We start from the raw sequence: 12,569 nt of genomic DNA, 5'->3' as shown, positions 1-12,569 counted from the left end.
TCGTATACCAATCAGTTCGGTTGGATTTAATCATTGCCAATGCTTCTTTCAATGGAATCTCTGTCAGAGTTCCTAACTGTGTATAGTCGATGATACTTCTTTTTAACCAAATATCTGCTAAGGATTCTCCTGCACTGGCTCTTATCATGTGATCGAATGAAGCGTCATTTGCTACTATCATAAGAATTTGAATCACTTCATCGTCATCAAATTTGGATAAATCCATAACGGCATCGTCAATTTCGTCATCTCTTGAAGTGTCGTTGCAAATAACCGATATCAACATTTCTTTATCTGTCTTCACCGCTGTCATTCCTTTCAAAATTATACCGAATAGCTTAACAATCACAGTCGTAAGTCTAAAAGGGGACTTTTCTTATTTTAGAGTTTATTCAATATAGAAAATTCAATTAGTGAAGGACGAGCCTATAATAAAATAGAGTTACATATTAGTTATCTAATACGTAACTCCAATTATTATCATTAGCTTCTATTAGTAGAATCTCAAGCCATGGTCTCCATTAAGAATTCGATCACAGGGTAAGAGATCATATGCCGATCACGGTAAATCGAGGTAATAGCATCTGGCCGTGTGCTAAGGATTGCCTTCTGTAATAGGGCTGCTTGAAAGCCTCTTTCTTGTGCACCGTTAATAGTAAAAGTTACACAATGTTCTGCGGCGAAGCCCGCAACGATGATGAATTCAACACCATGTTCACGTAGCAGTTGTTCCAAATCCGTTTTCCAAAAAGCATTAGAGAATTCTTTCGCCATCTGGATATCCGTGGGTGCTACTGTAATTTCCGGTATACTATTTCTTGCTTCTGGATCCGTATCCGCATTCGCCCCTTCCATGTCTTGTATATGGACGACGATTTGGTCCTTCGCACGAAGTAACCCAGACACATAATTAATGTATTCACAAGCTTCACTTACATTTAATTTCTCCATATGATCGTGTAAGAAAAGATTTTGCATATCAACAATTAAGAATCCAATTTTTATTTTGAACTACCCCTCTCAGAATAAATATAGCTAGTTTCTATACTAATCTGGATGTAGATTCAGCTCAAGGGAATAAATGAATTAGACTATTTTGTACAATAGCATCAGATGTTACGCCATTCCTCTTCATTCAACTCGTTGTTAATGCCGACCCCAGCTAAGGAGCCCATAGAAGCGGCAATAATGGCTTGATGAAGATGTGTTGCTGCATCACCAGCACTATAAACGCCTGGAACGTTCGTTTTACCAAGATTATCTACGATGACTGTTCCTGTTTCTGTGAGCTCACAACCGATGGCCTGCAGCAAATCCGCCCCGATCATAAGCTTCGGTCTAAAAAATATCCCCGTACATACGATGCTAGTACCATCCTTCAACATAACTTGCTGCACCATGCCATTGTCAGATTTGATCGACTGAATCGGTGAGTCATAGACAGGAATGTTATGTTGATTTAGCTCTTCGCGTTGTGCATCCGTCAAGTCATCAGATCCATTAGTACATATGGTAATCTTTTTCGTCCAACCAGATAACACTTGGGCCATATGCGTTGCATCGGCTCCCTTAACAATTACGACAAGAGGCTGATCTCTTAGTTCCCATCCATCACAATAGGGGCAGATAAAGGCGCTTTTACCATATACGTCTGAGAGCCCCTTAATATCCATCGGGAGGTCCTTCATCCCTATGGCGAAGAGCACCTTTTTACTGTGAAAAGTCTGACCCTGAACCGTCGTAATTTGAAAATCGCCATTGGTTCCCGTAATCGATATGGCGGTATCTTCCGCAAAAGTAACGGAAGGATAGGCACTAATCTGCTCCTTCGCAATCTGCCTAAATTCGCTTGGACTTATAGGATCTCTAGTAAGGAAGCCATGTGTTTTACGAGTAACCCTATTACGCGCGCGTCCTTCATCCATAACAACCACACTTTTTCTTGCCCTACCTAGCACAAGAGCAGCATTTAGACCTGCCGGTCCTCCGCCAATAATTACACAATCGTAAGTCATTCTTATTCTCCCTTTCGCTTTTCAATTTACATTAAAGATATCAAAGATCTCTATTATCTGGTATAACCCCAAAAAAAGAGCGGATTACTTCCCTTTATTGTAGACTTTACGAATCCATAATAACTTTTATATATTTAAAAGGCAAGAATTTATTCTATACAATCATTGCCCCCTCTTCTAAATCGCTACTAAATTATTCAATCATTTGATTCTCCCAAAGTTTCAAGCCACAGGGTTTTCTTATCTTGATCTAAAGCAGTCTTCTCAAAGCACATTATCGAGAACCAATTTAATAACCAATTATTATAGCCCCCAACGTAATCACCCACAGTAATGGAACAGCACTAATAAAAAAGATAGTTAAAGATTTAAACCTTCCCCTAAAAATCCAAGATAGAATCGAACAAATCACCACAGCAACTGGATACAAAGAAACAATTATCATTATTGATATTCCCCATGCTGAGATTCCATTATCAAAAACCATAAAGGATAATCCCCAAATTATGAACCAGGGAATAAGCGATAATAAATAAAAGGCTTGAATAATAAACAAATATAATTTCATCGCTTCAAATCCTTTGCGTCTTATTCCATGATTATAAGTCTACCAAACAAGAGATCTAAACTGTCCATATAAGCACTCAGTATTGTCTGCGGTTCTGACACGTCAATATGAACCTGAAATGGGATTCCATAAAAAAGTGACAACAGCTGCCGTGAATAGAGCACTTTTTGTGACTCTGATATGCCTTCTATTTGAGATAAATAGATATGGAATAGAGACTGCAAAGGAAATACATCAATGTGAATGCCCTCAGAGGAGTTTTGTGAAATAATGTACCGTTCATATTCACTAAGCTCCTTCTTTACCGGCTCTGCTTTTAATTTAGAATAGTACTGGATGATGGACAACAGGATTTTCTTGGCATGCGGAATTTCAGCGGCGGTTTTAAACATATGACGAATTCCCTCTGTACCTGAAAAGGTCCCCCTATCGATTTCAACACTTCTTTGATAACACCAGCGAAGAACAAAATAGTCGAGAACCTCTTCCTTGGAAGAGAAGTACCTAAAGAAGGTCACTTTAGAAATCCTTACTCGGTCACATATTTCTTCAATGTGAATCTCATCAAAATACTTGCTTTCAAGGGAAACTAAAAACTCATCTAAAATACTTAACATGGTTTGATATTTTTTTCGTTCTCTTAAAGAAAGATTATTCTCCATTTGACCACCTTAACTAGATATTGTGCTCCTGTCTTCTCGTTTATTTTTTCCTCGTACAATCTTGTATAGGAATATCCCGAATAGTATCACTAACAATACTAAATATACCGAATCAAAGAATGTTTTTGAAACCGTAAATATACTGGAGCTCACAACCATCGGTTTGGTGATATGGGGAAACGAAAGCAGCATTACGGCAACCATGCTATTTTCAAGATAGTCAAAAATTGCTCCAACAATAGGAATAAACATGATTACACCTAAACGAGAGTTGATTTTCTTGGAGAATAGGGCAATGAATAGCGCCCCAGTAATCGCCAGTAAACTTGGATAGATAAGATCCAATGGAATTTGTTGTGTTAAATATAAATCCCGCCCCTCTTTCCCTATCGTCTCTAAAAATGATATTACGTATTCTTGCGAATATCCGCTTGCCTTTAAGTCTAAAATTTTCATTCCATCTGCCTTATTCTGAATGGCTGGAATCGTTACTAACAACATAATAAGATACACGATTTGTGATGCGGCTAACCAAATAATTGCTTTCATCCAAGTTGATGTTTCCATAAACCACTTTAATATTTTCGAAAGTTTACTCACGCATTATCCCCCTCAAAAACATGTTACTTCAATAATAAATGTAATTTGAGTAACATTATTAATCAAGAGATATTTCAATTCCCTTGTCCCCATCTGAAATGTACCAAAAGTAAATTATTAGACAAATAGGGATGTCTCTGAAGCGTTAGCCACAAGACATCCTTAAGTAGACTTTTATAATAAATTCATTAAAAGTAGACTAGCCGATTAATTAAAGCACTACCGGCCGGATTCTGCCGTCCTTTTCATAATGGAGCTCCGTAAATTTCATACTGCGTTTATGGTCTACGCCGCCAGACAGCGATGCGTCATGATAGAACAAATACCATTTCTCGTTAAATTCCACGATAGAGTGATGAGTCGTCCAGCCAATGACTGGATTCAGGATCGTTCCTTGAAAAACAAAGGGGCCGCAAGGCTTATCACTCACCGCGTAGACGATCTTATGGGTCGTGCCCGTGGAGTACGAGAGATAGTATTTCCCTTTGTATTTGTGCATCCATGGACCCTCGAAGTATCTCCTGTCTTCATCACCCGCAAGGATGGAGTTCCCTTCTTCATCAGTAATGCTGATTTCCTGAGGGGCCGATTTGAATGTCAGCATGTCTTCACTCAGCTCGCCCATCCAAGGACCGTAAGCCGGTTCCTCTGGGCCCTTTTCTACCGCATCTTGCCGAAATACACCGTCTTGCCACTTTTCTAATTGTCCGCCCCATAAGCCGCCAAAATACATGTAGACTCTTTCGTCCTCGTCCACGAATATGGCTGGATCGATGCTGAAGCTCCCTTCGATATAGCTTTCTTGAGCCTGGAAAGGACCAGACGGAGAAGTTGACGTAGCCACTCCGATACGGAAAATCCCCTCCTTGTCCCGGGCCGGGAAAAACAAATAATACGTCCCCTGCCGGTACGCGGCATCGGGCGCCCACATTTGCTTCGAAGCCCAAGGCACATCCCGAAGATGAAGCGCCTCTCCATGATCTACACAGGGGGATGTAGGATCTTCCAAGGAAAACACATGATAATCTTCCATCGCATACTGGTCACCGTTATCATTCGTAGGTCCATCATGGTCGATATCATGGGATGGGTAAATATACAGCTTGCCCTCAAATACATGAGCGGAGGGATCGGCTGTATAGAGATGGGTAACTAACGGTTCATTTTTTGTTGCCATAATAGGATTCTCCTCCTCATTGAAATTACTTATGTGAAGCCAGCTTGCCGGGGTTATTCTTTGACGCCACCAAGCGCTACGCCTGCAATAATATATCTGGATAACAAGAAGTAAACCACAAACAGCGGTAAAGCTGTCAAAGCCAGCCCCATATAGATCGAACCAAACTCCGTTTTGTAGATATCACCTCGGAGCAAGCTAACCATGATTGGCATGGTGTATTTCTCCTTCTGTGTAAGCAATATCAGCGGCATGAACAAGTTGTTCCAGTTAGCCACAAAGGCAAAGATGGCTTGTGTTGCTACTGCTGGCATCATCAGCGGTAAGATAATCCGGTTGAAAGTGAAGAATTCACCGGACCCATCTACGCGCGCAGCTTCCACGATCTCTATCGACAGAGTTGCGAGCAAGTATTGGCGCATAAAGAACACCACCGCCGGTGCAGCAATCGCTGGTAGAATCAGCGGAAGAAAATTGTTAGTCCAATGTAATTTATACATGAACTGATAGAATCCGATGGCGCTTGCCTGGGAAGGAATCATCATCACGCACATGATGAAGGTGAAGAATGGTCCCCGTAGCTTCCAGCTGTAAGTGACGAGTCCATAGGCCGCCAAGGACGAGAAATAGACTGTACAGAGGGTTGCAGAACTGGCAATAATAAATGAATTCAGGAACCCTTGAAGCGGATCGAAGCTCTTATCGAGCAACACTCGCAGGTTGCTCATCATGTGGCTCGAAGGAAGCAGAGAAAGTCCGCTTTGAATTTCCGGTGTAGAGCGTGTGGCATTTACAAACATGATCCAAAACGGCAGGATACTGAGCACCGCCAAAGAGATGCAAACAACATAGATAATTGTCTTGTTGATCTTTCGGTTAACGGTTCCGCTTTTCTGATTATTTGCCATGTGTTACACCTCCCTCACGGGCTGCTATAGCAGCTTTTCTATACTTTTGTTTTTGTATTTTTTTAAGTCTTGACGCGTCGCGGTCACGCATCACGTAGAACAGTATTCCAGCCAGTACTGCCGAAATCAAGAACATGATCATACTCGCTGCTGCAGCACGATTGTACATGTAGCTGCCCTTGAATGCTTGCCCGTAGATAAACATGGACGTAGTAAGCGTAGAATCGTCCGGTCCGCCTGCAAGGAATAATTGCGGAATATCGAACATGGTCAAACCACCCACCATCGATGTAATCAGTGTGAACAGCAATATCGTACGCAGACTTGGCAGTGTGATGCGGAAGAAGGTTTGAAACCCGTTGGCCCCGTCAATCGATGCAGACTCGAAGAGTGCAGGATTTATACCCATAACACCAGCAATCAGGACGATCATGGTGTTGCCGTACCACATCCAGAACTGGATGAACGCGACAATGCCCCGTGCTGTCGTCTTATCCTGCAGGAAGAACACCGGAGCGTCGGTCCATCCTAACATTTGAAACAAACTGTTTACAGGACCCATCGGATAGGCGAATAAAGTGCTGAACAACACGGCAATCGTACTCGCTGTGATGATATTAGGCATATAGAGCAGAACCTTGAACAAGCCTTGTCCCTTTATATTGAGACGCTTATTCGTGAACCATGCCGTTAGCAAGAGCGCGAGAAGCATCTGGGGAACGAAGTTAGTAATCCAGAGCAATCCAGTGTTGATCAAAGACTTCCGGAACGAAGGATTATCAAAGAGTAGGTCTTTGAAGTTTTGAAAAGGATTATCAAGAATATGGATCGGTTTTGGTATGATTCCTTTCATATCGGTGAATCCAATGACTGCGGTATATAAAATGGGATACAGTGAGAAAATCAGAAATGCCAGGACAAACGGAAAGGTAAAAATATAACCGTATTTCGAATAGTTCACATTTTTGCGGCGCATGCTCTCACCTCTTTAGTTGATATGAAGGGGCGGGATGACTCCCCCGCCCCTCCGAATCCTTCTTATTCGCTTTCAATGCCAAGTTGGTCTTTGACTTGTTGCTTAAAGGTTTCGATCGCTTTGGCACGGTCCTTATTGCCCGCTGTGTATTCACGTACTTGATCACGCCAAAGCTTGTTGATTGTTTCGTCGTACTGGGTCAAGTTCTTACCTGAAGCGTTTGCGTTGGCTGGTACGAAAACGTCGAACATGTTCTGACCGCCTAGCAGTGGAACTTCGCCGTTTGACTTCGACATAACAACGGAGGATGCAACGCTGTCCTTCGTACCTTGCTCGCCTTCCTTCATTGTACCGTTAGCCCAGTAATGTTGGAGTCCCGTTTCTGAGGTGTCGAGTGTAACCCACTTCACAAAGTCCGCAACAGCCTGTTTCTTGGCTTCGTCCTTGGTGACGTCTTTGTTGGCAAGCAGCCAAGTGCCACCCCAGAAAAAACCTGTCGGTGGTTCGGAAACCGCCCAGTCGCCATTCGTGTCTTTTACTTGACCGTTCATCACGTAGTTGATGAGCCAAGCAGGACCGAAGAAACCGAAGATCGGTTGGGCGCCGGCACCGGACATATCCGCGTACCATGCTTCCGTCCAGTCTGTCGTATCGTTGTGATAGCCATTGTCTTTCAGCTTTTTAGAAAGATCCAGGAACTCTTCACGCTTCGGATCGATATGAAGCTTACCATCAACAATCCAGCCTTTGTCAGAGCTGTTCTCGATCGGGTGCCAGATATCGCCATCGCCAGAAACGATGCCGTATCCCTTAGCTTTCAACTTCGCGGCTGCATCGTAGAATTTATCCCAGCCTGGTCCAATTTCATTTTTGATAGTGGCTGGATCATCTGTTCCAAAAACATCCTTCGCAATGGAGCGGCGATAGATAAAGGCGCCGCCAGTCGCTTGATAGCCGAGGGCTTTTAATTTACCGTCTAAGCTCCCGATATCAACCGAGTATTGCGCGATGCCAGCATCCTTAACCATTTGGTCATCAAGGCCCATATCAGAATAGTTGGCTGCATAGCTGGATGCGTCCCCTTGTGTATACTTGAGTACGAATGCTGATTCAGCTGCATAAATGTCCGGAGCATCTTTTCCTCCAGCGGACAGAGCCTGATCAAGCGCAGGTTGATAAGCGCCGTCGGTGGTTGCGATAACTGTAGTTTTGAACTCTACATTGGCGTCAGGATGAGTCTCCATATACTTCTTGGTCATATTAGGAATCTCGTCCGTAAAGCTCCAGAGATTGATAGTGACTTTCTCGCCTGTTCCTTTTGATGGAGCTTCGGTAGCGTTGGCTGCTGGTGCAGGCGTTGAACTTGGGCTAGATGAGTCAGAATTCGAGTTCCCACCACATGCTGCGAGAGCAGATGACATCACGAGCAATGTAGAAATCCCCACTAAACTACGTTTCATACTTTTCATACTTTGCCTCCCCTTTTGTATTGATATCTCGGTTTTATGTAACCGCATACATAATTATAGATCCTGCAATCCTTCAGCATAAGGACACCCTCTTTAGGAAAACTTCCACTATTTTTAGATTCAGTTCTATAGAGCGCAAAAAAGAGACATCGAGGGATCTACCCCTTGATGTCTCCATGATCTGTTTATATTTTTGATCATTACTTATCCGCTTTTAGCGCGTCATCCTGTTTCTTGATGAACTCTTCTGGCGTGACGGCTTCGCCGAACAATGCCTGAATCTGATTCATGTGTATGGTAGATGCGACTGGCTTCATTTGTGTATCCAGATAAAGAGTTACTTTATTAGCCTTATTTAACTCGTTTAATAAATCAATGAACATTTGCGGTAGCTTGATGGCCGCAGTATCTACTTTGGTAGCCGGGATTACGCCTGCATTGACAACAGAATGCTCCCCCCACTTTTGAACGAAAAAGCTGACGAATTCTTTGGCCTCCAGAGCATGCTTCGAATTTTTGGAAACGAATAATCCAGTGCCCGGACCACCGACCCAATCATCCACGTTGCCTTTACCGCCTTCAACTGTCGGGAACTTGAAATACCCAATGTTGACTTTAAATTCTTGGGCTATATTTGTAGTGGTCGTGAAATCTGGCAGCTCCCAAGTCCCTGTAACGAACATGGCTGACTTACCGTTCATGAACTGTACCTTGGCTTCATCATTGGATAATCCGTTGTAGCCTTTGATGAATGTGTTCAGGTTTACCAGCTCTTGCACTTGTCTTGCAGCCTCTAGCAAGGAAGGATCTGTGAAATCCTGATCCGCAACAGCTTTATCCATCAGGTTAGGTCCCCCAATACGATCAGCTAGATACATGTACCAGAAGGAAGCCGGCCAACCGTCCTTACCGCCAAGAGTAACAGGTGTTATGCCATTGTTATTCAGTGTTCGAATGATCGCTTTGAGATCATCCAAGGTTTGGGGAGGCTGCAGATTAAATTCTGAAAATATTTCTTTATTATAGTAGACCGGAACTATGTTTAGTTCGACAGGAAGGGCATACGTCTTCCCATCAAAGGAGTACCCCTCCGTCGTACCAGCTACGAATTTTCCTTTCAACTCATCCTGTAAAAGATCATCAACGGCTGCAAACTTATCTCCCCTAACATAAGGATCCATAAAGCCTGCTGCCCAGGTGAATCCGATGTCCGGTAGATCGTTAGAAGCGGCAAGTACCTTCAGTTTGCTTTTATACTGCTCATTTTCAAGAACTTCCGTCTTGATGGTGATATTCGGATTAGCTTCTTCAAATTCTCTGATGATTTCTTTTACCATTTTGTTTTGCGCGGAGTTATTGCTATCCGGCCATAGATGCATCATTTTTAAAGTGATTTTCTCGCCGTCGCTCTTGCTGCTATTCCCCTTATCCCCATTGCAAGCAGTTGTTATCAACAACAATGTTAAGAAAAGGGTAATGGATAATCCGATCCTCTTCGTAGATATTCCCCCCTTGCCGAGCCGTTATTGGATATTCGCTTCTATACCATTCCTCATGGAAGAACGATACTGCCCTGGACTCATTCTTTCATATTCCTTGAACAGCTTGTTGAAATATTTAACCGTCTGGTAACCCGTAAGGCTGGCAATTTCCGCTATAGGCAGATTCGTTTTCAGCAGTAATTCCTTCGCTTTCTGCAATTTTCTACGGGCGACGTATTCGCTGAAATTCATCTGGCATTGCTCCTTGAAAAGAGAACTGAAATAGCTCCCGTTCAGATGAACAAGTCCGGCTACTTCCTGTAGACTGATCGCCTCTTCTATATGCATATCCACGTAGTCTATCGCCTGACGGACCGGATCGCTTAATGCGGCATCTTCATCTCTTATGGCCATTAATTGTGGATCAGCCATCTTTCGCATGAAGCCGATATGTTCCTGCTCCTCCCCTGCCTTCAGGGCATTCTCCACAGATGCGATTAGCTTTTCCCGGCTGGCTGGCTTGAGCAAATATTCAACTACGGACAACTGAATCGCTTGCTGAGCATACTCGAACTCGGCATGACCGGAGATGAGAATAACGGATGGCTGACGCTGTATTTTTTTATCCCTTATTTGGCTAACTAAAGAAAGACCACTGATTCCCGGCATGCGGATGTCCGATATCATGAGCTCCACTGGTATTTCCTCCAGTATTTCAATAGCCGAGATCCCATTGCTTGCCGTAAGGATTTCATAATGACCGGCTGCCCACACCTCTAGTATTTTCTTCATCCCTTCTCTAGATCTCGGTTCATCGTCGACAATAAGAATTGTTCTGCTTCTCATGGCATTTTGTCTCCTCGAACAGGAATTTTGATGTTTATACGGGTGCCTTGACCTTTTTGGCTATCAATGGTCATTGCCGCACCCTGCTCATTCTCTCTCGAAAAAAATAGTTGAAGCCTTCTATGCACATTAGCGATTCCGACGCCGGAATCTTTTGAAGAAGATACCTTTCCGCTATCCAGCCCTTCCACAAGAGAGCGCAGCATCTCCTCGTCCATTCCCATCCCGTCATCTTCCACCGTAATGGTGACCCATTCTTCATCTCCAGCAACCGTTAGCTTTATCCATCCCGGTTCAATCTTGCTCTCGACCCCATGCAATACGGCATTCTCTACAAGAGGCTGCAGCAATAGTCGGGGTAACTCCACATTCGAAAATTCAGGAGGAGCCTCAATTTCCCACTCCAAGCGATCTTCAAATCGCATTTTCATAATAAGCAAATATCGCTTTACATGCTCCAGCTCATCCTGTAACTTCACCCATCCCCCTTTACTTGAGCCGGTGATCGTATAACGGAATAAATCAGACATGGCGACAACATACTCCGCCAGTTGATCTTCATCCCTATCCAGCAGCGACCAGTACAGGACATCTAGGGTATTAAACAAAAAATGCGGATTAATCTGCGCTTGAAGTGCCTTCAACTCCGTATGACTCCGGGATAACTCCTTCTCATAAACCAATTGGATCAGCTCGTTGATATTATCAACCATTTTGTTATAGGAATAATTCAGTTCCTGAATTTCCATAGTGGACGATACGTTTTCGATAGGCTTCAGTATGCCTAGACGGGTACTTCTCATAGCTTTGATCAACCTGAACACAGGTCTGGTAATAAGTATAGATAGGAAAAACGAAAGCAAGGTGAACAGTAAGGTACCCATCAAAGCCGATACGACAATGGTCGTCCGCAAGACCGATATCCCCTTGGTGATGACGTTAACCGGGGTTAAGATGAGCAGCGTCCATCCTGTCACGGAAGACCGCTGTTTGACAACGATAAAGGACCGTTTGCCGATAGAAACATTCTGATCGTCGGATTCCTCCACCAGCTTTGCTGCTGTCTTTTGTGAAATAGTGTCATCGTTAGACGTGATGAACTGGCCATCCGGAGCGAGGAGTAATACTGTTTCTCCGTCCCCTTCCCCCGATAAAGAGTCTTTAAGTGCAAACTTGTCACGGTCAGAGCGGATGAGTAAATAGCCTCCAGTTGTGAAATGCCGATCAATAAGGCTGATCTGCCGGATCGCCACAAGCGACGTAGGATCGAGCGGATCAATACCGAACCAAACGAGACTGCCTTCCTTTCTTGTCGTCATTTCAATCCAATCCTCGGGTACCTTATCTCTAAGGGTACTGCCGTCGAGAGGATACAGCCTTACTCCGTCTTTATTATAAAGCTCAACAGATTTGATGCCGTCCGTGTAGATTTGGACCAGATTGATAATAGATGGCAGCGCTTGCCGTTCCGTAAAGGTAGCGGGATGACCCTCTATATCGCGTAAAAGGAGTTGCTGAATATAATCGTTGGTCGATACCAGCGTCGTCAGAGAATTGATCTGTTCGAGAACGCTTTCCAAACGGCCGTTAGCCTGAATTGCGGTTTGCTGAATATGCTTCTCCGCATTATTCTTGAGTAGCGTCGAGACTGAATGGAACGTAATCCCTCCAACGAACGTCAGAATGATGAGCATGACGGCGAGGAAACCGAGCAACATTTGATTTCGCAGCGTATTTAACTTTAACATCGACAGTATCCGCCGCATGCAGTCTCTTCCCCTCTTTATCATGTGAACATGAGATGATCGCCCCTATCTGTAAAAAAGTAAGGGCTTTCAACCTTTTCAGTCAATATATTAGCATGTTT

13 protein-coding genes are annotated in these 12,569 nt (G+C 43.6%); all 13 read right to left on the bottom strand.

The genetic code is table 11. The features are described 5' to 3' along the window. The coding region (locus tag L1028_RS27530) for a hypothetical protein (protein ID WP_234541149.1) at positions 1-304 on the bottom strand (304 nt) is incomplete at its 3' end. A gap of 200 nt (positions 305-504) precedes the next feature. Further along, the gene (locus L1028_RS27525) at positions 505-987 is read right to left on the bottom strand and encodes a cysteine hydrolase family protein (RefSeq protein WP_341482588.1); all 483 of its coding nucleotides are present in this window, start codon (positions 985-987) and stop codon (positions 505-507) included. A 122-nt stretch (positions 988-1,109) separates the two neighbouring features. Continuing rightward, entirely contained in the window at positions 1,110-2,015 is a 906-nt protein-coding gene (locus L1028_RS27520; RefSeq protein ID WP_234541147.1) for an NAD(P)/FAD-dependent oxidoreductase, read from the bottom strand. A gap of 289 nt (positions 2,016-2,304) precedes the next feature. Then, complete coding sequence (locus tag L1028_RS27515; RefSeq protein WP_234541146.1) at positions 2,305-2,583, bottom strand: hypothetical protein; 279 nt, start codon at positions 2,581-2,583, stop codon at positions 2,305-2,307. 20 nt (positions 2,584-2,603) lie between these two features. After that, positions 2,604-3,245, bottom strand: coding sequence for a TetR/AcrR family transcriptional regulator (locus L1028_RS27510; RefSeq protein WP_234541145.1), 642 nt, complete (start codon positions 3,243-3,245; stop codon positions 2,604-2,606). Positions 3,246-3,254: 9 nt separating this feature from the next. Beyond that, the gene (locus L1028_RS27505) at positions 3,255-3,845 is read right to left on the bottom strand and encodes a hypothetical protein (protein WP_234541144.1); all 591 of its coding nucleotides are present in this window, start codon (positions 3,843-3,845) and stop codon (positions 3,255-3,257) included. 211 nt (positions 3,846-4,056) lie between these two features. Next, positions 4,057-5,022, bottom strand: coding sequence for a glycoside hydrolase family 43 protein (locus tag L1028_RS27500; RefSeq protein ID WP_234541143.1), 966 nt, complete (start codon positions 5,020-5,022; stop codon positions 4,057-4,059). Between the two features lie 53 nt (positions 5,023-5,075). Then, on the bottom strand, positions 5,076-5,930 hold the full coding sequence (locus L1028_RS27495) for a carbohydrate ABC transporter permease (RefSeq protein WP_234541142.1): 855 nt from the start codon (positions 5,928-5,930) through the stop codon (positions 5,076-5,078). Further along, positions 5,920-6,906, bottom strand: a complete 987-nt coding sequence (locus tag L1028_RS27490) for a carbohydrate ABC transporter permease (protein ID WP_234541141.1) — start codon at positions 6,904-6,906, stop codon at positions 5,920-5,922. The genes L1028_RS27495 and L1028_RS27490 overlap by 11 nt, the downstream gene beginning before the upstream one ends. Before the next feature lie 62 nt (positions 6,907-6,968). Continuing rightward, positions 6,969-8,423 (bottom strand): ABC transporter substrate-binding protein, encoded by a 1,455-nt coding sequence (locus tag L1028_RS27485; protein WP_234541139.1) that lies wholly within the window; start codon positions 8,421-8,423, stop codon positions 6,969-6,971. A gap of 152 nt (positions 8,424-8,575) precedes the next feature. After that, entirely contained in the window at positions 8,576-9,832 is a 1,257-nt protein-coding gene (locus L1028_RS27480; RefSeq protein WP_234541137.1) for an extracellular solute-binding protein, read from the bottom strand. Positions 9,833-9,898: 66 nt separating this feature from the next. Next, positions 9,899-10,702, bottom strand: a complete 804-nt coding sequence (locus L1028_RS27475; protein WP_234541134.1) for a response regulator transcription factor — start codon at positions 10,700-10,702, stop codon at positions 9,899-9,901. Further along, on the bottom strand, positions 10,699-12,450 hold the full coding sequence (locus tag L1028_RS27470; RefSeq protein WP_234541131.1) for a sensor histidine kinase: 1,752 nt from the start codon (positions 12,448-12,450) through the stop codon (positions 10,699-10,701). Before L1028_RS27470 ends, L1028_RS27475 begins: the two co-directional genes overlap by 4 nt. Positions 12,451-12,569 lie beyond the last annotated feature (119 nt).

The sequence above is a fragment of the Paenibacillus pseudetheri genome (assembly GCF_924513355.1).
Taxonomy (GTDB): Bacteria; Bacillota; Bacilli; order Paenibacillales; family Paenibacillaceae; genus Paenibacillus_AQ; species Paenibacillus_AQ pseudetheri.
Note: the sequence above shows the minus strand (reverse complement) of the source record. Positions and strands in the feature narration are given on the sequence as shown.